Consider the following 21,001-nt stretch of genomic DNA (forward strand, 5'->3'; position numbering starts at 1 on the left):
AAACGGAAAACCCGCCGGCGAGCACCGCGTGAAAGCCGCCGGTCGGCGGCCCCGGTTTGCCCGCTCCGGCGCGTGGCCACCCTGTATTCCTATCGTGGGCAAAACTTATGTTCCTACGGGGGCGAGCGCCAGCGGCCGTACGTCCGGCTGCGCCCCCACGCGCATTTCATGGGTGTGGAATCGGGCCAGCGTATCGCGATGCGCGATGCTGACCACCGCGGCGCGCGGCAGCCGCGCCAACAGCGTTTCATACAGATGCCGTTCCGTGTCCACGTCCAGCGAGGAGGTCGACTCGTCCATGAACAGGAAGTCCGGCTTCAGCAGCAAGGCCCGCGCAAAGGCAAGACGCTGCTTCTCGCCGGGCGAAAGGCGATGGGACCAGGCATCGCGCACATGCAGCTGCTCGACATACGCGCCCAGGCGGCAATCGCGCAGGGCCTGGAGGCAGTCGGCGTCGCTGTGGTCCTGCGCCCCATCCGGATAGCACAGGGCATCCTTCAGCGTACCGTCAGGAACGTAATTGGATTGCGGCAGGAACAAGGCGCAGCGGGATGGCGCGGATAGCGCCTGCGGCATGGTCAAGTCACCCGAGGCGTGCGGCCACAGTCCCGCCAGCGTGCGCAATAGCGTGCTCTTGCCCGCGCCGGAAGGGCCGCGTATCAGCCAGCGCTCCCCGGGGAGAATGCGAAACGCCGCCGGCACAGGCAGTGCCGCCCCGTCGGGCCGGAACACCCGCAGATTGTCGGCGGCGACTTCGGGGCCCTGCACACGCGTCAGGCGGTCCGGTTCGCCCTGCGCCATGCGCATGCTGAATTCGCGCAGGCGGTTGATGGTGGCGCGCCAGTTCGCCAGCGTGGCATAGCTGTTGATGAACCAGGAACAGGCGTCGCTGACCTGGCCGAAGGCATTGACCAGTTGCATCAGCACGCCGATCGTGAAGGCGCTGGCGAAATAGCGCGGAGCGGCCGCGACCAGGGGGAAAATAAGCGCGGCCTGCCCATAGATGGAGCTCGCGAATACCAGCCGCTTGGTATAGCGCATGACTTCGCGCCAGTTCTGGCGCACCGCGCCGAAGGCCGCGCGGGCGCGCCGCCCTTCGGCCGCCCCTCCATCATAGAAGGCGATCTGCTCGGCGTTCTCGCGCAACCGCACCAGCAGCACGCGGAAATCGGCTTCCACCTTCTGCTGCCGATATCCCACGCTCACCAAGCCCTTGCTGACCTTGTGTATGACCCAGGAGCCCAGCAGGGCGTACAGCAAGGCGGCCCAGACCATATACCCGGGTATGGTGACGGAATGGCCGAACACGGCAAAGCTGATGGCGCCCGACAGTGTCCACAATATCGTCACGAACGAGAACAGCGTCACGATGGTGGAGATCAGGTCGATCGACAGGGCGAGCGTGTTGGTCGCCATGCCGCCCAGGTCCTCGGCGATACGCTGGTCCGGGTTGTCGACCACATGGTCGCGCTCCATGCGGTAATACGACCGGCTGCGCAGCCACTGCTCCAGGTAGACGTCGGTCAGCCATTGCCGCCAGCGGAATTCCAGCATCTGGCGAAAATAGGTACGCGCGGTACTCAACGCGATCAGAATGAACGCCAGCAGGGTAAAAACCAAAATCAGATGCGTGAACGCCGGCAGGTTGTGCTTCTCCAGGGCGTCATAGAAAGTGGCGTACCAGACGTTGATCCGGACGTTCAGGTACACGATGGCCAGGTTCAGGGCCAGCACCAGCGCCAGCAGTCCACGCGCCTTGTGGCGATCCACGGAGAACCAGTAAGGGCGGATCAATTGCCAGGCGGACAGACGCCTGCCGGTAGCGGGAAACAAGCCGGTCATCTCCGGCGGAGTGGCGCTGCCCTGCTTTTCGTCGTCTGAAACCATGGTTGTGCACTCGTGACCGAATACCTTTCTGACCGGCCACGGTGGATTAGGTTTCATCCGGTCGCGAGACTCACCGGCACCTCGGGCTTGCTGGCCGAGCGGGTCCCCGGCCGTGGATGCGTGCCGGCGCCGTGGTAGGTGTGCACGACGGACAGCTTGACCTGCTCGCCATGGTTGCGGCTGGCGGCATGCAGGGTGCGGCAGTGGAAAAACAAAACATCGCCCGGTTCCAGCACCGGCGAGACGGCCGTGCCGATCAGCGCCGCATTCTCCGGCACGTCCTCGCGCAGGAACTGCGCGGCATCGAAGCGGTCCGCCGGCAGATCCATCCTGTGCGAGCCGGGCACCAGCCACAGGCCGCCGTTGTGGTTGGTCTCGCGGCCCAGGGCCAGCCAGGTCGACACCAGTTCCTCGCGATCGAACGACCAATACCGGATATCCCGATGCCAGCCCGTCAGGCTGCCGAAGCGGGGGTGCTTCGTCATGACGCAGTTATGGTGCGCGCGCGAGAGGATAACGGCTTCGCCGAAATAGGATTGCAAGGACGCGGCGACAGCGGGTGCGGCCGCCCAGTCCGCAAAGGCCGGATCACGCGCATAGGCGTCAAGCAGCCGCCTTACCGTTGCGCCGCCCGCCGCCTGCCGCGACGGTGGTGCGCCGGGATAGGCCAGGTCTGCCTCGTATTCGACGGGAGCGACCGCCTGTTCGAGATGTCGCAAGGCGAGCGCGCGCAAGGTGTCGCAGAGGACGGCCGGGGCAAAAGCGCGGGCCACCACGAATCCCTGCTCGCGCAAGGCATCGAGCTGGTCGGCGGTCAAAGGCGATGACATGGGATACCACAGGGCTGCGAGGAATCAGCGCTCAAGAAAAGCGGCGGACAGGCATATGCCAGCCGTCCGATTTTACGACATGCCGCTGGACTCCCTGGAAGCGTATTGCCCGCGCGTCGGGATGGTGACCTAGGGATGCCCGAAGCCGACGAGGCCCACGACGGCGCCACCCAGCAGCAGCCACAAGGGATGCAGGCGGGTGCGCCAGCCCAGCACGGCCACCGCCGCGGCGATCGCACCCAGCAGCCATCCGTCCACGGAAGCCTCCGTGATCAGCGCCGCACTGGCCGCCACTAGGCCGACGGTGACAGGAAAAATCCCTTGTTGCGCCACCGCGCGCCACGGCTTGTCCTTGAAGCGGTCCCACAGGCGCAGGACCAGGATGGTGACCAGCGACGACGGCCCGAATTTCGCGAAGCTGCTTACCAGCATGCCCTGCCACCCGGCGATGTGCCAGCCGATCAGCGGCACGATCATCAGGTTCGGCCCCGGCGCGGCCTGCGCCAGCGCGAACAGCGACGTGAAACTTTCGGCGGTCATCCACTGGTGGACGTCGACCACCTGCCGCTGCATTTCCGGCAGGATGGTGTTGCCGCCGCCGAAGGCCAGCAGCGACAACTGCGAGAACAGGATCGCCAGCGCGATAAGGGTCGGAATCATCGGCGCGCCCTCCAGGTCAACAGGATACTGATCGGCGTCAGCACCAGCATGGTCGGCAGCAGGGGCAGCCTGAGCACGGCAATCGCGACGAAACACAGCACCGCCACGAGGATTCCCCCGGCGTTCTTCAAGAGTGGCGCGCCGATCTTCAACGCCAGCGATATGAGCAGGCCCGCCGCCGCAGCAGCCAGGCCCGCGAACAGGTGCCGGACATAGGGATCATGCTGGTAGTGTTCGTACACCACGCCCAGCATGATGACGACGATGGTGGGCACCAGCACAAAGCCCATCATCGCGGTCACCGCGCCCGTCACCCCGCGAAAGCGCATGCCGATGGCCACCGACAGGTTGATGATGTTGCCGCCCGGCAGGAACTGGCACAGGCCCAGCAGCGTGGTGAATTCCTCGCCCGATATCCAGCGGTGCTTTTCCACCATCATGCGGCGCGCGAGCGGCAAGGCGCCGCCGAAGGCCGTCATGCCCAGCACGAAGAAACCCATGAATAACTGCCCCAGGGTCGGGGGATCGGCTAGGGGCGGCTCCGCCGCTTGCACTGCAGGATTCGCTGCGGGCTTCATGCCGAAGGTGTCCTTGTAGATAGTTGCGTCGCTGGCCCGGCGCCAGGGCCCGGAACGGGCATTTACGTCTTATGTATTATATAAGAGTTGTCCCTGCCGGGGGCATGCGCCCGGTACGCGAGATCGTCCCGGTTCCACAGAGGGACCGGCCACGGGGCGACGCCGTTGCACGCGGCGCGGGCCGCCGATGGACAGCCGAGGGATGAAAGCGAACGCCGAAAGCGAACGCCGAAAGCGAACGGGCGGCCTGGGCCGCCCGTTCGCGATACGACACTGCGGGAATCTGCCGCCACGGCAACGCAGCGGCGGCAGCGCTGTATCAGTCGGCCTGTATGTTGGCCGTCTTGATGACGCGAGCCCACTTGACGGTCTCGGCCTGCACGAACTTGCCGAAATCGTCGGCGCTGCCCGGCGTCGACACCGCGCCCAGTTCGGACAGCCGCGCCTGCACGGCCGGATCGGCCAGGGCCTTGTTCAGCGCGTCATTCAGCTTGGCGATGACCTCGGGCGGCGTGCCCTTCGGGACGTTCAGGCCCCACCATACGGTCGCCGCGGCGCCCGGGAGGCCGAGGGAGGCCACCGTCGGAACACCGGGCAACATCGCGGCAGGCTTGCTGTCCATCACGGCCAGCGGGACCATCTTGCCCGCCTTGATATGGGCGATGACTTCGAGCGGGTTGATCGACATGAACGAAATGCGGCCGCCCAGCAGGTCGGTGATCGCCGGCGCGCCGCCCTTGTACGGGACGTGAAGCGCGTTGAACTTGGCTTCGTCCTTGAGCAGCTCGCTGGCCAGGTGGCCCGAGCTGCCGTTGCCGGCCGACGCGTAGGTCAGCTTGTCCGGGTTGGCCTTGCCATAGGCGATCAAGTCCTGCAGCGTCTTGAAATCGGAGGTCGCCGGCACGACCACGACCAAGGGCGCGTAGCCGATGGCGCCGACGGGAATCAGGTCCTTGGCGGGATCGAAATTCAGGTGCGTGAACAGCGCCGCGTTGCTTGCCAGGGTATTGGACGAGGTCAGCAGGGTGTAGCCATCGCCCGGCGCGCGGGCAACGATGTCCATGCCGATATTCGTCGCGCCGCCCGGACGGTTGTCAACGATAATGCTTTGCTTCAGCGTCTCGCCCATTTTCTGGGTGACCAGGCGGGTCACGATATCCACGCCGCCGCCCGGCGCGTATGGGACGACGATTTTGATGGGTTTGGACGGATAGTCCGCCTGCGCATGACTGGCCCCGGGCGCGACGACCGCGGCCAGGCTGGCCGCCAGGCCGAAGCCGCGTATCAATTTGGAAAGCGCGCTGTAGGCTCGCATTCTGGTCTCCTGTGGATTACAAAAAAAGACGTAATGTTTCGGGCTCTATAATGGTTTACCCTTAGTCATACCGTCCAATACTTTTTCCATTGTTTATTCATTCGTTTTCCAGATAAGTATGGATTTCCGCCAACTCCGCTACTTCGTGGCGGTCGCCGAGGAGCTCAGCTTCAGCGCGGCTGCCCGCCGGCTGCATATCAGCCAGCCGCCATTGAGCACCCAGGTGAAATCGCTGGAAGACGAGTTGGGCGCCGCCCTGCTGCACCGGACCAAGCGCCGTGTGCAACTGACGGAAGCCGGCACCCTGTTCCTGGACCAGGCGCGGCGCGCCCTGCAACACCTGGAACGCGCCGGCGATGTGGTGCGCCAGGCCGTACAAGGGGAAGCGGGCGAGATCCGCGTGGCCTTCACGGCCTCCGTGCCGATGTTCGAGGCATTTCCGCAGATCGTGCAGGCGTTCCGCAGCAAGCATCCTTCGGCCAAGGTCGACCTGCTGCATATGTCGACGGGCCTGCAGTTGCAGGCGCTGATGGACAAAACCATCGACGTGGGCTTCCTGCGCCCTTCGATCCTGTTCTGTCCGCCTCCCAATATCCGCGTCTTGACCCTATGGAGCGACCGCCTGGTGGCGGTCCTGCCGGCCACACACCGCCTGGCCCAGAAACACACGCCCTTGCCCATGGCGGCGCTGTCGACCGAGGCCTTCATCCTGTTCCCGCGCGGCCTGGGCTGCGGCTTGTTCGAGCATGTGGGCGTGCTGGCCAGCCGGGCCGGCTTCGCCCTGCAACTGGGCCAGGAAGCGCGGGAAGGCGCGACCATCATCGGGCTGGTGGCGGCCGGCATGGGCGTTTCCGTTTTACCGGAAACCTATGCCAAGACGGGTATACCCGGCGTGGTGTACCGGCCGCTGGACACGCAGGACGCCGCTAGCCAGGTGCTGCTGGCCCACCGCAGCGACGACGATACGCCTTTGCTTACGCGCTTTTTCCAGACGGCCGCGGCGACGCGCTAGCGGCCCCGGACGTGAAAGGCCGCCGTGCCGCTATTTGGGCGTGGCGAAGATGGTGATGGTGTACTCGGTCAGGCTGAAGCCCATATCGTCGGCGATCTGGCGCAGCCGCCGCTCGATATCGGGGTCATAGAACTCCTTGACGTCGCCCGTCGGGGTGCTGACCAGATGGCCATGGTGGCGTTCGCCGTCGTTCAATTCGAACACCGCCTTGTTGCCGCCCAGCTGGCTGCGCTTGAGCAGTCCGGCCTGCTCGAACTGCGTCAGCACCCGATAGACGGTCGCCAGGCCCATTTCGACGCCTTCGTGCATCAGATGGCGGTAGACGTCTTCGGCGCTAAGGTGGCGCTGCTCGCTGTTGCGAAAGAGGTCCAGTATTTTCAGGCGCGGGAATGTGACCTTCAGCCCTATGCCCTTCAGGTCGACGGAATCGGTCATGGCTTTGCCTCCACCTGGCATGAATGGCGGGCCGGGCCCGCGGTCTCGCTCCCGTCCGGGCGTCGCCCAGCGCTACCGGCCGCCCCGACACCGGCGTCGGCACGACCGCGCGGCGCGCCGGGGAGAGCCGCCCTGCTCCGACCCCGAGGACCGGCGACAATGGCATCATGCGCATTGCGCCCGCCCTCCGGGCCGTTCGCTTCCTCGCGGGAACCACATATGAGCAATTCGAATCTGCACTACCGGACCTTCCTGTTCCTGCTGATCGTCGTATCGATCGCATTCGGGTGGATCCTGTGGCCATTCTACGGCGCGGTGTTCTGGGGCACCATCCTGGCCATCATCTTCGCGCCCCTGCACCGCCGCCTGCTGGCTCGCATGGGCAAGCGCCGCAACCTGGCCGCGCTGATTACCTTGCTGCTGTGCGTCGTGATCGCCATCGTACCGGTGATCGTGATCACGGGCTCGCTGGTGCAGGAAGGCACGGCGCTATACCAGCAGATCCGTTCCGGCGAACTGAACTTCGGCCTGTATTTCGAGCGGGTCATAAACGCCCTGCCCCCCTCCGTACATTCGCTGCTGGATCGATTCGACGTCGGCGACATACGCAGCCTGCAGCAGAAACTGTCCGCCGGCGCGGTCCAGGGCAGCCAGTTCCTCGCGACACAGGCATTCAGCATCGGCCAGGACACCTTCCAGTTCGTCATCAGCTTCGGCGTCATGCTGTACCTGCTGTTTTTCCTGCTGCGCGACGGGCCGGCGCTGTCGCGCAGCGTAAGCCGCGCGATCCCGCTGAGCGAAGCCTACAAGCAGCACCTGACGCGCAAGTTCACGACCGTGATCCGCGCCACGGTAAAGGGCAACGTGGCGGTGGCCGCCACGCAGGGGCTGCTGGGCGGCCTGGCGTTCTGGTTCCTGGGTATCCAGGGCTCGCTGCTGTGGGGCGTGCTGATGGGGTTCCTGTCGCTCCTGCCCGCGGTGGGCGCGGCCATCATCTGGGTCCCGGTCGCGGTGTACTTCCTGGTAACCGGCGCGCTATGGCAGGGGGTGGCGCTGATCGCGTTCTGCGTGCTGGTGATCGGCATGGTGGACAACATCATGCGCCCCATCCTTGTGGGCAAGGACACGAAACTCCCCGACTATGTCGTGCTGATCTCCACGCTGGGCGGCATGGCCCTGTTCGGACTGAACGGCTTCGTGATCGGCCCGCTGATCGCCGCCCTGTTCACCGCGGTGTGGGACCTGTTCTCGGCGGAGGGCGAAATGCCGGCGGAGTAGCCCGGCCGCCAACGAGGCGAGACGCGTTCACGTGCAGCAGTCCGGCGCGGCGAGGCCTCACCAGGGAAAATCGATCAGGTCGCCATAGAGGCGGCGCAGCGTCGCCTTGACCTCCGGCGAACCCTGGTACACCGCGATAAGCTTCAACAAGCGCGCGTCCTGCGCATGTTCGGGCGCGGCCACCCAGCGGATGGCATATCTGCGCACATTGGCCGGATCCCCGTTGTCGAAGGCGAGTCCGTCCTTTTCGTCCAGCCCCCCGTGCTTCGCGAACGTGGTGTAGGTCACCGACGCGGTCACATCGTCGAAGGTGCGCGCGGCCTGCGAACCTTCGATGGCGACGAACTTCAGGTCGCGTGGATTCGCCCGCACGTCCAGCAGGGTCGCGCGCTCGGCGACGCCGTCCTTCAGCTCGATCAGCCCCATGGATTGCAGGAGCAGCAAGGCGCGGCCGGTATTGACCGGGTCGGCCGGTATGCCGATGGCCGCCCCTGGCGGGATGGCGTCGCCCCGCTTGAGCTTCTTGGAGAACAGGCCGATCGTCGTCGAATAACCGTAGGCGATGGGGACCAGGCTTGCGCCGCGCGTGCGATTGAAGAGCGCCAGGAAAGGCTCGTGCTGGAAGAAATTGGCCTCGATGGAGCCGTCGGCCACCGCCACGTTGGGCATCACCCAGTCGCTGAACTCCACCAGCCGCGCGTTGACGCCTTCCTTGCGCGCCTGGTCGATGGCGATTTCGGTGGCTTCGTTGGCGACGCTGGCGATCACGCCAACCCGCAGGGGCGCCGGTTGCGCGCGCACCCGGCGGGCGGGGGCCAAGGCCGCGCCGGCGGCTGCGCCGATGGCGCGCAGCACACGGCGACGCGGTGGAACGATAGGCTGCGACATGCTGTCTCCCAAAGCGGTGGGATGCCCGGGCCCGTGGCAGGATGCCCGCCGCCCCAGCGGGGCGACGGCAGGCGCCGGTTCCGTCAGTCGACGATGTCCTCGCCCGGACCTTCGCCGACCGGCACGAAATCGCCCGATACGGGGTCGCGAACGAAAAGCAGCCCGGTGGCGACGCCGAAATAGGCGCCGTGCAACTGCAGTTGTCCCTGCTCCACGCGCTGGCGGATATAGGGAAAGGTCATCAGGTTCTTCAGGCTGTGCTCGACCACGCTCAGCTCAAGGCGGCGCAGGTCGGCCTGCGGGTCAACGCCGGGCAGCTTCAGGCGCTGGGCCGTATCGTTGATCTGGGACATCCACTTGCCGATGAAATCGCCCTTGGCCAGCGGTTCGGCATCGTCGTAGTACGAGCGGATGCCGCCGCAGGACGCATGGCCCATGACGACGATGTGGCGCACGTTCAAGCCGTTTACCGCGAACTCGATCGCCGAACTCGTCCCGTGGTAGTGGGAATCCGGTTCATAGGGCGGCACCAGCGCCGCCACATTGCGCAACACGAACATCTCCCCGGGACCCGCGTCGAAGATCAATTCCGGCGCCACGCGTGAATCGCAGCAGCCGATGACCATGATCTCCGGGCTTTGGCCCAGTTCGGCCAGCCGCCGGAACCGACTGCGTTCGCTGTGGAAACGTCCGGAAAGAAAGGCCTGATAGCCGCTGGTGAGTCGTTCGGGGAATTCGGGTGTGTGGTCCATCGTGATCGGCGAAGCTAGGGAGGCTGCATTTTAACTCCGCGGCGCGCGGTACAGGCGCGCCCGGCTGTCATGGCCGGTCGGGCTGCCCACCGCCGCCGGGGGGGCGTGGACAGCCGGCCGGCGGGCCGCGCCGCGGGTGCGGGCCGCAGGTGCGGACTGCGGCGCGGCCCGCATTCGGCCCGCGACATACAATCGTGCCATGTCCACCGACCCCTTTTCCGCCCGGGCATCCGGCGACCTGTTCGGCGATCCGGACCAGGAAACGCCCTGGACCGAGACGATCGCGCCGGGCGCCGTGCTGCTGCGCCGCTTTGCCTGCGCCCGCGCCGGCGAGCTGCTCGCCGAGGTCCGGTCCATCGCCGCCGCGGCGCCTTTCCGGCACCTGGAAACCCCCGGCGGCAAGCGCATGTCGGTGGCCATGACCAACTGCGGTGCGCAGGGCTGGATATCGGATCGCCGCGGATACCGTTACGGCGCCGAGGATCCCATCAGCGGCAAGCCCTGGCCCGCCATGCCGGCATGCTTCGCCACGCTGGCGCGCGAGGCCGCGGCCGGTGCCGGCTATCCCGATTTCGCCCCGCAGGCCTGCCTGATCAATCTCTACCGGCCCGGCGCCCGCCTGACACTCCACCAGGATAAAGACGAACTGGACCTGCGCGCGCCCATCGTATCGATCTCGCTGGGCCTGCCCGCCGTATTCCTGTTCGGCGGAGGCCAGCGCAGCGACCCCACCCGCCGGTTCCCGCTGCAGCATGGCGACATCGCGGTCTGGGGCGGCCCTTCGCGCCTGGCCTTCCACGGCGTGGCGCCGCTGCGCGACGGCCATCACCCGGCCACGGGCGCCACCCGCGTGAACCTGACGTTTCGCAAGACGCGCTGATATCGGCCGCCGCGAAGGCCGGACGCCTCCGGGTGCGGCACCGCGCGATGGCGGCACGGGCAAGCGCTGCCGTGGTGTCAGCCGCGCGGATGATGCCGCGCATGCAAGGTCTTCAACCGCTCGCGCGCCACATGGGTGTATATCTGCGTGGTGGAGATGTCCGCGTGACCCAAAAGCATTTGCACCACGCGCAGGTCGGCGCCATGGTTCACCAGGTGCGTCGCGAAGGCATGGCGCAACACATGCGGCGAGATCGGGGCATGGATGTCGGCCTCTTTGGCGTAGCGCCCCACCATCAGCCAGAATGTCTGGCGGTGCATCCCTTCGCCGCGCACGGTGACGAACAGCGCATCGGACAACCGCCCGGCCAGCAACAGGGGGCGCGCCTGCTTGACGTAGCGGTCGATCCAGTGCGCGGCTTCCGCGCCCAGCGGCACCAGGCGGTCCTTGCCGCCCTTGCCGCCCACCACCCGCACCACGCCCTCGTTCAGGCTGACATCGAGCGCCGCCAGGTTCACCAGTTCGGATACCCGCAGCCCGGTCGCGTAGAGCGTTTCCAGCATGGCCTTGTCGCGCAGGCCCAGTTCAGTCTCGACGCGCGGCGCGCGCAGCAGCGCGTCCACCTGCGCCTCCGACAGCGTCTTGGGCATGCGCAGCGGCTGGCGCGCCGAGCGTACCGACAGGCAGGGATCGTGGCCGATGCGCCGCTCGCGCAGCGCCCACTGGAAATACCGCCGCAGCGCGGACAGGCGCCGATTGGCGGTGGTCGGCCGCGTGTCGCCATGCACGGCGGCGAACCAGGCTTCGATATCGCCGGTGCGCGCCTCCGAAATGCGGCGCCCTTCCCGCTCCTTCAGCCAGACGTCGAAGCCCGCCAGGTCGTTGCGGTACGCCCCCAGCGTGTTCTTCGACAATCCGTCTTCCAGCCACAGGACGTCCAGGAACTCGGCGATCGAGCCATCGATGTCGCGGCGGCTCTGCAGCGAGGGCGGCTCGCCGGCGGCGCGCGGCGGACGCGGCATGCGGATCAACCCCTTGCAGCGGTGGCCTGCATGCGCGCCACCCAGCCGTCATAGCCACCGGCCAACGCGGAAACATTGCGGTAGCCTGCCTTCAGCAGGCGATCGGCAAGCACCGCGGCGGAGATTTCTTCCGGGCACGCGCAGTACACGATGATGGGCGTGTCCAGCGGCCATTGGAACGGCGGCGTGCCGATGACGCCGCGCGGGTCGACCGATATGGCGCCCGGCAGCGGATCGGCGCTGCTCGCCCGCACATCCAGCAACACCACCTCGCAGCCCTGCGCGCACAGTTCGTCGAGCTCATCCAGCGTAACGCGCCGCACGTGGCTGAAGCGCCGGATGGTGCGCTTGCGCCGGATCCAGCGATACGCCAGGTACAGGACCAGCAGCACCCCCACGGCCAGCAGGCCGTAGCCGCCGTATACGGCGACCATATCCAGCACATCGCCCACCATGTCGTTGAAGGCCACGCCGATGATCAGGGCGGAACCGGCCCAGATGGCCGCGCCGGCGGCGTCATAGGCGACGAAGGTGCGCCACCGCAGGCCGGCGAAGCCCGACATCACCGTGGACAGCGCGCTGGCGCCAGGCAGGAACTTGGCCACCAGCAGGATGCGCGGACCCGTCCGCCAATACAGCGCCTGCGTCTGGCGTATGCAGGAATCGCGCGAAATCGACACCCGGCACACCGTATTGAGCAGCCCCGCGCCGAAGCGCTTGCCGCCGGCATACCAGCCGGCGTCGGCGATCAGGCAGGCCAGTACCGCCGCCAACAAGGTCAGTTCCCACGACAGGTCGCCATGGACGACCAGTGCCCCGGCGATGATGAGGATGGGATAGGCTGGAATCGGCAGGCCCGCCTGCTCCAGCAATACGTTCAGGAAAACCAGCAGCGGACCATAGGCCAGCAGCAGGGACTCGATGTCTTTCAAGGTTGTCGTCCGTTGGCGATGCGGGATGCCGGCGCGGGCCGGCTCAGCGGCGACGCCGCCCCCGGCGCGCCGCCATGTCCCATAATGGGGGCGCGCCGGTTATTTTTCAAATCGGCGGAGATCCGCATGCGTCGTGCTCCCATCATTACCCGCTTCCTTGCCATTGGCATTCTGCTTCATCTCTATATCGCCTTACGCCTCATCCCGGATGCCCCGGTCCATGCCGCCGTGCGCTGGGCGGCCGTCCTGTATCTGGCGGCATCCTGCGTACTGATCCCCCTGGGCGTCCGCGCGCGCCAGCTGGCGCCGTCGTATCCCCGCCTGGTTGCCTGGACGGGCCTGCTGGCGATGGGTTTTTTCTCGTCCCTGCTGGTGCTGACCGTCCTGCGCGACCTGCTGCTGTTCGCGGTGTGGGCGGTCGACGCCGTCGCCGGCCTGTCGCATGACACGGCTGCCTTGCACGGCGTGTCGGCCATGGCCGTCCCCGTACTGGCCCTGCTGATCACGCTGCTGGGCTTGTTCAACGCGCGGCGCCGCGCGCCCATCGTAACCGTGGACGTCCCCATCGCGGGCCTGCCGCAGGCCCTGTCGGGCTTCACCATCGCCCAGATCAGCGACGTGCATGTCGGCCCCACGATCCGGCGCCCCTACGTCCAGGCCATCGTCGACGCCGTCAATGGGCTCGACGCCGACGTGGTGGCGGTAACGGGCGACGTCGTGGACGGTCCCGTCGACCAGCTTTCCCGCCACACCGAGCCGCTCGGGCAGCTGGCCGGGCGCCATGGCGCCTATCTGGTGACCGGCAACCACGAGTACTACTCCGGCGCGCGCGAATGGGTCGCCGAGTTCGAGCGGCTGGGCCTGCAGGTATTGTCCAACCGGCACGTCGTCATCGCGCATGGCGGCGCGCGGCTGGTACTGGCCGGTGTCACCGATTTCACGGCGGGACAGTTCGATCCGGAGCAACGCAGCGACCCTCGCGGCGCGCTGCTGGGCGCCCCGGCGGACGCCACCGTACGCATTCTGCTGGCGCACCAGCCGCGCACGGCCGTGGCCGCCGAGGCCGCCGGCTATACGCTGCAGTTGTCCGGCCACACGCATGGCGGCCAGTTCCTTCCCTGGAATTTTTTCGTGCGCCTGCAACAGCCTTTCACCGCGGGATTGAAACGGATGGGCCGGCTGTGGGTCTATACCAGCCGCGGCACGGGCTACTGGGGGCCGCCCAAGCGGGTCGGCGCCCCTTCCGAGATCACGCGGATACGGCTGGTGCCGGACGCCGGGGAGGCCGCGACAGGGATGGCGGACCGCCGGCCGTCCTGAGGTCGTTCCGTCGGCACGGCGGAACGCGGGCCTTCCCGATGTCATTCCGCCGGCACGGAGGGCAGGTGCAACCGCCCGGTGTGGTAGTCGTAGCCGTAGACTTCGCCGTAACGGCCCCATTCGACGGCGACCTTCAGGACGCGCTCGGCCTCGTCCGCCTTCAGGAATTCCTCCAGCATGTCGAGGAACTGCGTGTCGGGCAGTTCGCCGGTGGACTCCTGGCGCAGCGAATGGCAGATATTCGCCGCCAGCGGAATATGGGCCAGCAATTGCCGCCCGAAAATCTCCTGGCGCTCCTGCTGTTCGGCCGCCGCGTAGCGACGGCCCACCACGGTCAGCGCGATATCGCCCTGTTCGACCACCGCCAGGCCCAGCAGTCCCAGCGCTTCGTAGGCGGGGAAAAGCTCCTCGTCGGGCAAGCCGGCTTCCTCGGCCAGGCGCGGCAGATCGGCGCGCCCGTTCAAGGGCGGTTCGGCGAGCAGCTCCAGCACTGCTTCCATCGTGCCCACATTGGCGTCCGGCAGGCGGTAGGCCTGGTGCACCGCCGGGGCCGGCGCGCCCGGCGCGCTGGCCGGCGCCGGCTTGGCCGTCATCATTGAATAGACCTGGTCGACCAGCGCGCGCACTTCCGCGGAATCCGCATTGCGCGGGCGCGGCAAGGTCACGCGGATTTCATCGCGCACCCGGCCCGGGTCGCTGGCGAAGATAAGGATACGGTCGGCCATCATGACCGCTTCCTCGATGTTGTGGGAAACCACGAGGATGCCGCGCGTGCCGATGCGGCGTTCTTCCCAGAGCTCCAGCATGTCGTCGCGCAGCGATTCGCCGGTCAGCACGTCCAGCGCCGAGAAAGCCTCGTCCATCAACAGGACATCGGGATTGGTCGCCAGGGCGCGGGCAATGCCCACGCGCTGCCGCATGCCGCCGGACAGTTCGCGCGGCAGCGCGCCGCCGAAGCCGGCCAGGCCGATGAGCTCCAGCGCGGCCTCGGCGCGCTGTTCGCGCTCGGCGGTGGGAACGCCCTGCGCCTCCAGGCCCAGGGCGACGTTCTGTCGCACCGTCAGCCAGGGAAACAGCGCGAAGGACTGGAACACCATGGCGATGCCGGCGGCCGGCCCGTACAAGGGCTGGCCGCGATAGCGTATGGTGCCGTGGTCCGCCGGAATCAGGCCCGCCATGATGCGCAGCAAGGTGGACTTGCCGGAGCCGGACTTGCCCAGCAAGGCGACGATTTCGCCCTCGCGCAAATGGAAGTCCACGTGCTCCAGCACCGAACGCGCCGCGCCGTCGGCGGTGCGGAACATCTTGCTGACGCCGCGCAGGTCCAGGAGATTGTTCTCGGCCATCATCGCTATCTACTCCACTTTTCGGCCAGTACATACAGGCGGCGCCACAAGAACCGGTTCAAGCCCATCACGAAAACGCACATGACGCCTATGCCCAGCGCGATGCGCGGGAAATCGCCCTGCGAAGTCATTGCCGCGATGTAGCCGCCCAGGCCCGTGGCGGTCAGCGTCGTCTTGCCCCAGGTGACGACCTCGGCGACGATGCTGGCATTCCAGGATCCGCCGCTGGCGGTGATCGCACCGGTGACGAAGCTGGGGAAGACCGCGGGCAGATAGAAGCGCTTCCACTTCAGCCAGCCCTTCAGGCCGAGGTTGTCGGCGGCGTAGCGCAACTCGCTGGGAATGGTGGTCGCGCCCGCCACCACGTTGAACAAGATATACCACTGCGTGCCGAAGATGATCAGCGGGCTGAGCCAGATTTCCGGATCCAGGTGCAGGGCAACGATGGCCATGACGGCCAGCGGGAACAGCAGGTTGGCCGGAAAGGCCGCCAGCAATTGCGCGAGGGCCTGGATACGCTGAGACCAGCGCGGCCGCAGGCCGATGGCGATGCCGACGGGCACCCACACCAGGGACGCCAGCGCGATCAGCACCAGCACGCGCGTCAGGGTGATCAATCCCAGCCCGAATACGCGCAGCACCTCGGCCCAGCCTACCTCCGTGTGGACGAAAATGGCCAGCCGCCATACGGCGATCAGCGCCAGGGCAGCCAGGAAGGCATCGAAGACGCGCTCGATATGCGGATTGGGGCCGCGCACGCGGGCGCGTACCGACGTGCCGTCGTAGGCGCTGCGAAACCAGCCCAGCGCGCCCTGCCCCCATCGCGCCAGGGTTTCGCTGCCTGCGCGGGTGAGCCGGCCCCGGCGCAGCCAGTCCAGCAGCCAGGACTGCTGCGCGGTATTGCCCTGGGTATCCTCGAAGCGGAATTTGTCGGCCCAGGCCAGCAAGGGCCGGAAGAAAAGCTGGTCATACAGCAGGATGCCGATGGCCATGGCGATGATGGCATAGACGATGGCCGCGACATTCTGCTGGTCGATCGCCACCGCGATGTACGAGCCAATGCCCGGCAGCTTGATGTCCTGGTTGGCCACCGTGATGGCTTCGGAGGCCACCACGAAGAACCAGCCGCCGGACATCGACAGCATCATGTTCCATAGCAGCGCGGGCGTGGCATACGGCAATTCCAGGCGCCAGAAGCGCTGCCAGGCGTTCAGCCGGAACACCCGCGCGGCCTCGTTCAACTCCGACGGCACGGTACGCATCGACTGGTACAGGCTGAGCGCCATGTTCCAGGCCTGTGACGTGAAGATGGCGAAGATGGCGGCGCATTCGACGCCCAGCAGGCTGCCCGGAAAAAGCGCGATGAAGCCGGTGACGGTAATGGACAGGAAACCCAGGATGGGTATCGACTGGAGGATGTCCACCATGGGCACCAGCACTTTTTCGGCGATGCGCGATTTCGAGGCAACGGCGGCGAAAACGAAGCTGAACAGCAACGAGGCGGCCAGCGCCATGAACATGCGCAGCGTCGTACGCAGCAGGTAATACGGCAGGTAGGTGGGGTCCAGCGAGATCGGCAGCGGCGTCCCCACGGCGAAGGGCTTTGCCATTTGCGACGCGCCGAAAGCCAGTGCGGCCAGGACACCGAGCACCAGCGGCAACAAGGCCCAATCCCAACGGTTGGGGCCGCGGCCGTCGGATGGCCGGCTTGCGCGCTTGGAAAACAAAATCGGGTACATGCCCCGCTCCCACAGGCAAAAACGACGATGGCAACCTTCGCGCGGAGGAGCGCCCTCGAAGGCGTGCGCACGGTATCACGCGCGCGGACGAGCGTCCACCGCGGCCGCTTGACAGCGGGCTGAACACCGGCCAGGCCGCCACGACGGCATGCCGATTTTGGTTTACGATCTGCCGCTTCCTCCCGACTCAAGAGCGATCCAGCTCCAATGGCCACGCCCGACAGTGCCGACCGTCTAGCCACCCGGCCGGCCTTCGCCCACTTTCTCCTGGCGCGTTTCGCCGCTTCCCTCGCATACCAGATCGTCTCCGTTGCCGTCGGCTGGCAGATCTACGCGCTGACCGGCAGCGCGCTGGACCTGGGGTTGATCGGACTGGCGCAGTTCGGCCCCATGCTGGTGCTGACGTTGCTGGTGGGCCATGTCGCCGACCGCTACGACCGGCGCAAGATCGTCGCCGTATGCATGGGGCTGGAGGCGGTGGCGGCCGGCGTGCTGGCCGCCGTGTCGCTGACCGGCCATGCCGACCAGTTGATCGTGTACGCGGCGATCATCATCATCAGTTCGGCACGCGCATTCGAGGCGCCGACCTTGCCCGCCCTGATCCCGGCGGTCGTGCCGCGCCACCTGATTCCACGCGCCACGGCCATGTCCACGTCTTCGAACCAGGTCGCGCAGATCGCCGGCCCGGCGCTCGGCGGCGTCGGCTATGGCCTGGGCGCGGGATGGGTATATGCGCTGGCGGCGGCGTGCTATCTGGCCGGCCTGTATTCCATGCTGAGCATGAAGACCGAAGGCGCGCCGGCCCGCAAGGAACCGACCACCTGGCGCACCTTGTTCGCCGGTTTCACCTTCATTGCCAGCCGCCGCATCCTGCTGGGTACGCTCTCGCTCGACTTGTTCGCCGTGCTGCTGGGCGGCGCCACGGCGCTGCTGCCGGTCTTCGCCAAGGACATCCTGCAGGCCGGGCCGTGGGCGCTGGGCGCCCTGCGGGCGGCGCCCGCCTGCGGCGCCGTCGCCATGGCGCTGGTCCTCGGGCGCAAGAACCTGACCGGCAATATCGGCATGACGCTGTTCGGCGCGCTTTTCGTCTTCGGATTGGCGACGGTGGTATTCGGCTATTCGCGGTCCATACCCGTATCGGTGGCGGCGCTGGTGGTGCTGGGCGCGGCCGACGCGATCAGCGTGGTGGTGCGTTCATCGCTGGTCCAGCTGAATACGCCCAACGAGATGCTGGGGCGGGTCAGCGCCATCAACACGCTTTTCGTCGGCACGTCGAACCAGCTGGGTGAATTCCGCGCGGGCGTCATGGCCGCCGCGACAGGCGCCGTGCCGGCCGTGGTGGTGGGCGGGGTGGGCACCATCGTCGTGGCCGCCCTGTGGATGTGGTGGTACCCGGAACTGCGCAAACTGCGCTCGCTGCACAACGTGCCTAATGGTTGACCGCCCGGCGGCGGCCTCGCTGCCTGCGCAGGATATTCGCGTAGAGCGCCTCATAGTGCTCGGCGATCGCCTTCCAGCTGTGGCGGCCGACCACTTCCGCGCCGCGGCGCACCAGTTTGTCGCGTAGCGCCGGGTCCGTGGCCAGGCGATGCAGGGCCCGCGCCAGCGCGGCGCCGTCGCGGGGATCGTCGAGGATGAGCGCATCTTCCTCGTGGCGCAGATAAGCCGCGAAGCCGCAGTACGCCGCGCCGCTCAACACCACCGGCAGCCGATGCGCCATGGCTTCCAGCGGCCCCATGCCGAAGCTGTCGCCCAGGGTCGGATGCACGTAGAGGTCGGCGGCCTCGTAGTAGGTGGCGACGTCCGGGGTCGGTCCCAGCAGGACGACGCGTCCCTCGGAGACGCGTGCCGCGCAGGCCGCGCGCGCCGCATCCTCCGCGGTACCCACGACCAGCAGCCGGTAAGCCTGCGGCAATGCGTCCAGCGCGTCCAGCAACGCCGCCAGCCCCTTGCGCAGCGGGTTGCGCGCCACCAGCAGGCATCCGATGGTGTCGTCGTCCCAACCCAGCCTGCGCCGCGTCGCGCGGCGCCGGTCTGGATCCGGCGGACCCGCGGGGCATACGCCGGGCGGAATGACATCGATGGCCAGGTCGCTGCCGTAACTGTCGCGCATCTGCTGCGCGATAAGCCCGGATACGGCCACCAGGCCGGGGCCCCGCCCCGGCACAGCGCGGACCCGCTGCCGCTCCAGGCACAAATAGGTGGCGATCCGTGGGCTGAGCCAGGCAAAAAAACGCTTCGCCGCGCCCGCGCCGTTCAAGCGCTTGTAGCGCACCGGCGTCACATGGACGACCTGTACGTTACCCACCCCGGCCGAAACGTGGGAATGCACGATATCGAAACGCCCCCGCGTCAGGCGGCGCGCGCGCCAGGCGAAGTACAGCAGGCGCAGCCACCCCGGCAAGCGCGAGACGCGTATCGGCAGATAGGGCAATTGCAGGTCGCAGGCGTAGTCGCGCGCGATCACCGTGACGTCGTGCCGCTGCGCGAGCTCCCGCACCAGCTCCACACCATAAGCTTCCGCGCCGCCGAAGTGCCGGCCGAACCGGTCGACCAGCAAAGCGATGCGCAGACGCCCGTTATCCGCGTTGCCGTTTGTCCTCATGTGCCGTTGCGGTAGTCGTGATGCAATCGTGTGCTTATGAAACCGGGTCTTGCCATATGTGCCGATAATCTAAACAGCTTTCAGCCACTTGTCATCATCCCGCTGCGCCGTTGCGCATATCAAACGCGGCTGGGTTCAACGCCATCGCGCGGGGATGCGACCGCGGGCTGGTGTCTAATACCGGCGGGCGATGTGCTCGTTGTCCGTGAAAGGGCCTGCAATGACTGACCGGGTATTCGTTTTTCTAGGCGCACTCAATATGTTGTTCGCGGTGGGCGCGGGCGCCTTCGGCGCGCACGGGCTCAAGCGCGTGCTGTCCGCCGACATGCTCGCGGTCTGGCAGACCGCGGTGACGTACCAGATCGCCCACGCCCTGGGCCTGCTCGCGCTCGCCGCGCTGAGCCAGCGCTTCGGTTCGCCGTTGTGGAGCGCCGCCGGCTGGGTCATGTTCGGCGGCATCGTGGTCTTCAGCGGCAGCCTGTATTTGTTGTCTGCCACCAACACGCGTTGGCTGGGCGCCATTACGCCGCTGGGGGGCGCCGCTTTCCTCGTGGCGTGGGCCATGGTCGCGTGGGCCGCCTGGCGCGCCACCGCGGCTTCCTGAACGGGCCCCCGGTATGTCCGCCGCCGAAGCGCCCCGTTCCGCCACGGGCGCCGGAATCGTCTGCATCGTGTTCGGCATGTTGTGCCTGACGATCAGCGACGCCATCGCGAAATGGCTGGGCGGAACCTATCCCCCGACCCAGATCCTGTTCATGCGCGCGGCGATCGCCCTGCCCTTCGTCGTGGCGCTGGTATGCCTGCTCGGCAGCCGCCGCGCGCTGCGCAGCCGCCATCCCGGGCTGCACCTGCTGCGCGGAGCCATCAACGTGGTCTCGGCCACGGCGTTCTATTCGAGCCTGCGCTACCTGCCCTTCGCGGAAGCCACGGCCATCTCGTTTGCCGCGCCGCTGTGCGTCACCCTGCTGTCGGTCTTCGTCCTCAAGGAACGTGTCGATGCACTGCGCTGGGGAGCCATCGTGCTGGGTTTCCTGGGCGTGGTGCTGATCGTGCGGCCCGGCACGGCCAGCTTCCAGCCCGCCGCCCTGCTGCCCCTGGTCACGGCGATGCTCTACGCCGTGATGATGGTGACGGCGCGCCGGATCGGCCCCGGGGAAAGCGTGCTGACGACCGGCCTGTATATCGTCGTGGCGCAATGCCTTTGCAGCGCCGTCACGCTGCCGTGGTTCTGGCATACGCCGCAAGCCGGGCATTGGCCTTTCTTCGCCGGCGTGGCCCTGTTCAGCACCCTGGGCTTGACGCTGATCACGCAGGCCTTCCGTATCGCGCCCGCTTCCGTGGTCGCGCCCTTCGACTACACCGGGCTGGTATGGGCCACGCTGCTGGGCTGGGTGTTCTGGAAGGAAGCCCCGGATGCGGTCGCCTACATCGGCGCGGCCGTCATCGTCTCCGGCGGACTGACCATCGCGCTGCACGAAACCATACGTGGACGCCGCGCACGGCCATCCTGAAAACGCGCCTG

General features: G+C 67.1%; 20 protein-coding genes. 7 read left to right on the forward strand and 13 right to left on the reverse strand.

Features of this window, described 5'->3' with window-relative positions:
* Positions 1-105: 105 nt before the first annotated feature.
* The 5 genes from BAU07_RS14790 to BAU07_RS14810 all read right to left on the reverse strand — a co-directional run bounded on the left by BAU07_RS14790 (position 106) and on the right by BAU07_RS14810 (position 5,270).
* A complete protein-coding gene (locus BAU07_RS14790) occupies positions 106-1,842 on the reverse strand; it encodes an ABC transporter ATP-binding protein/permease (protein ID WP_066665464.1) in 1,737 nt (578 codons plus the stop codon).
* A 98-nt stretch (positions 1,843-1,940) separates the two neighbouring features.
* Positions 1,941-2,717 carry a phytanoyl-CoA dioxygenase family protein gene (locus BAU07_RS14795; protein WP_066659080.1) on the reverse strand — a complete coding sequence of 259 codons (777 nt, stop codon included), beginning with the start codon at positions 2,715-2,717 and terminating at the stop codon, positions 1,941-1,943.
* Between the two features lie 129 nt (positions 2,718-2,846).
* Positions 2,847-3,377, reverse strand: a complete 531-nt coding sequence (locus BAU07_RS14800) for a chromate transporter (protein ID WP_066659082.1) — start codon at positions 3,375-3,377, stop codon at positions 2,847-2,849.
* Positions 3,374-3,955, reverse strand: coding sequence for a chromate transporter (locus BAU07_RS14805; protein ID WP_066659084.1), 582 nt, complete (start codon positions 3,953-3,955; stop codon positions 3,374-3,376). The genes BAU07_RS14800 and BAU07_RS14805 overlap by 4 nt, the downstream gene beginning before the upstream one ends.
* A 319-nt stretch (positions 3,956-4,274) precedes the next feature.
* The gene (locus tag BAU07_RS14810; RefSeq protein WP_066659086.1) at positions 4,275-5,270 is read right to left on the reverse strand and encodes a Bug family tripartite tricarboxylate transporter substrate binding protein; all 996 of its coding nucleotides are present in this window, start codon (positions 5,268-5,270) and stop codon (positions 4,275-4,277) included.
* 118 nt (positions 5,271-5,388) lie between these two features.
* Between BAU07_RS14810 and BAU07_RS14815 the strand changes: the two genes are divergently transcribed.
* Positions 5,389-6,282 carry a LysR substrate-binding domain-containing protein gene (locus BAU07_RS14815; RefSeq protein ID WP_066659088.1) on the forward strand — a complete coding sequence of 298 codons (894 nt, stop codon included), beginning with the start codon at positions 5,389-5,391 and terminating at the stop codon, positions 6,280-6,282.
* 30 nt (positions 6,283-6,312) lie between these two features.
* Here BAU07_RS14815 and BAU07_RS14820 read toward each other — a convergent pair whose 3' ends face one another.
* A complete protein-coding gene (locus BAU07_RS14820) occupies positions 6,313-6,717 on the reverse strand; it encodes a transcriptional repressor (RefSeq protein WP_066659091.1) in 405 nt (134 codons plus the stop codon).
* Between the two features lie 219 nt (positions 6,718-6,936).
* Between BAU07_RS14820 and BAU07_RS14825 the strand changes: the two genes are divergently transcribed.
* Positions 6,937-7,995 (forward strand): AI-2E family transporter, encoded by a 1,059-nt coding sequence (locus BAU07_RS14825; protein ID WP_066659093.1) that lies wholly within the window; start codon positions 6,937-6,939, stop codon positions 7,993-7,995.
* A 57-nt stretch (positions 7,996-8,052) separates the two neighbouring features.
* Here the strand turns inward: BAU07_RS14825 and BAU07_RS14830 are convergent, their stop codons facing one another.
* The gene (locus BAU07_RS14830) at positions 8,053-8,883 is read right to left on the reverse strand and encodes a MetQ/NlpA family ABC transporter substrate-binding protein (protein ID WP_066659095.1); all 831 of its coding nucleotides are present in this window, start codon (positions 8,881-8,883) and stop codon (positions 8,053-8,055) included.
* Between the two features lie 83 nt (positions 8,884-8,966).
* Positions 8,967-9,635, reverse strand: coding sequence for a carbonic anhydrase (locus tag BAU07_RS14835; protein WP_066659098.1), 669 nt, complete (start codon positions 9,633-9,635; stop codon positions 8,967-8,969).
* Positions 9,636-9,834: 199 nt separating this feature from the next.
* Here BAU07_RS14835 and alkB point away from each other — a divergent pair, with 199 nt between their 5' ends.
* On the forward strand, positions 9,835-10,515 hold the full coding sequence (alkB, locus tag BAU07_RS14840) for a DNA oxidative demethylase AlkB (protein WP_066659099.1): 681 nt from the start codon (positions 9,835-9,837) through the stop codon (positions 10,513-10,515).
* A 77-nt stretch (positions 10,516-10,592) separates the two neighbouring features.
* On the opposite strand, the gene xerD is transcribed toward alkB, so the two are convergent.
* Positions 10,593-11,537 (reverse strand): site-specific tyrosine recombinase XerD, encoded by a 945-nt coding sequence (xerD, locus tag BAU07_RS14845; protein WP_066665465.1) that lies wholly within the window; start codon positions 11,535-11,537, stop codon positions 10,593-10,595.
* Positions 11,538-11,542: 5 nt separating this feature from the next.
* Positions 11,543-12,469, reverse strand: a complete 927-nt coding sequence (locus BAU07_RS14850) for a rhodanese-like domain-containing protein (RefSeq protein WP_066659101.1) — start codon at positions 12,467-12,469, stop codon at positions 11,543-11,545.
* A gap of 126 nt (positions 12,470-12,595) precedes the next feature.
* Here BAU07_RS14850 and BAU07_RS14855 point away from each other — a divergent pair, with 126 nt between their 5' ends.
* Positions 12,596-13,789: a metallophosphoesterase gene (locus BAU07_RS14855; RefSeq protein WP_066659103.1), complete on the forward strand. Its 1,194-nt coding sequence runs from the start codon at positions 12,596-12,598 to the stop codon at positions 13,787-13,789.
* A gap of 41 nt (positions 13,790-13,830) precedes the next feature.
* Here the strand turns inward: BAU07_RS14855 and BAU07_RS14860 are convergent, their stop codons facing one another.
* Complete coding sequence (locus BAU07_RS14860) at positions 13,831-15,135, reverse strand: ABC transporter ATP-binding protein (RefSeq protein WP_066665466.1); 1,305 nt, start codon at positions 15,133-15,135, stop codon at positions 13,831-13,833.
* A gap of 5 nt (positions 15,136-15,140) precedes the next feature.
* Positions 15,141-16,874, reverse strand: coding sequence for an ABC transporter permease (locus BAU07_RS14865; protein ID WP_066659105.1), 1,734 nt, complete (start codon positions 16,872-16,874; stop codon positions 15,141-15,143).
* A 207-nt stretch (positions 16,875-17,081) separates the two neighbouring features.
* Here BAU07_RS14865 and BAU07_RS14870 point away from each other — a divergent pair, with 207 nt between their 5' ends.
* A complete protein-coding gene (locus BAU07_RS14870) occupies positions 17,082-18,314 on the forward strand; it encodes an MFS transporter (RefSeq protein ID WP_066659108.1) in 1,233 nt (410 codons plus the stop codon).
* Here BAU07_RS14870 and BAU07_RS14875 read toward each other — a convergent pair.
* On the reverse strand, positions 18,304-19,479 hold the full coding sequence (locus BAU07_RS14875) for a glycosyltransferase family 4 protein (RefSeq protein WP_066659110.1): 1,176 nt from the start codon (positions 19,477-19,479) through the stop codon (positions 18,304-18,306). The two genes, BAU07_RS14870 and BAU07_RS14875, sit on opposite strands and share 11 nt — an antisense overlap.
* Positions 19,480-19,699: 220 nt before the next feature.
* On the opposite strand from BAU07_RS14875, the gene BAU07_RS14880 reads away from it, so the two are divergent.
* Together BAU07_RS14880 and BAU07_RS14885 are read left to right on the forward strand one after the other, a co-directional pair.
* The gene (locus tag BAU07_RS14880; protein ID WP_066659112.1) at positions 19,700-20,083 is read left to right on the forward strand and encodes a DUF423 domain-containing protein; all 384 of its coding nucleotides are present in this window, start codon (positions 19,700-19,702) and stop codon (positions 20,081-20,083) included.
* 13 nt (positions 20,084-20,096) lie between these two features.
* Positions 20,097-20,990 carry a DMT family transporter gene (locus BAU07_RS14885; protein ID WP_066659114.1) on the forward strand — a complete coding sequence of 298 codons (894 nt, stop codon included), beginning with the start codon at positions 20,097-20,099 and terminating at the stop codon, positions 20,988-20,990.
* The last annotated feature ends 11 nt before the right edge of the window (positions 20,991-21,001 follow it).

The sequence above is a fragment of the Bordetella flabilis genome, from assembly GCF_001676725.1.
In the GTDB taxonomy this organism is placed as follows: Bacteria; Pseudomonadota; Gammaproteobacteria; order Burkholderiales; family Burkholderiaceae_B; genus Bordetella_C; species Bordetella_C flabilis.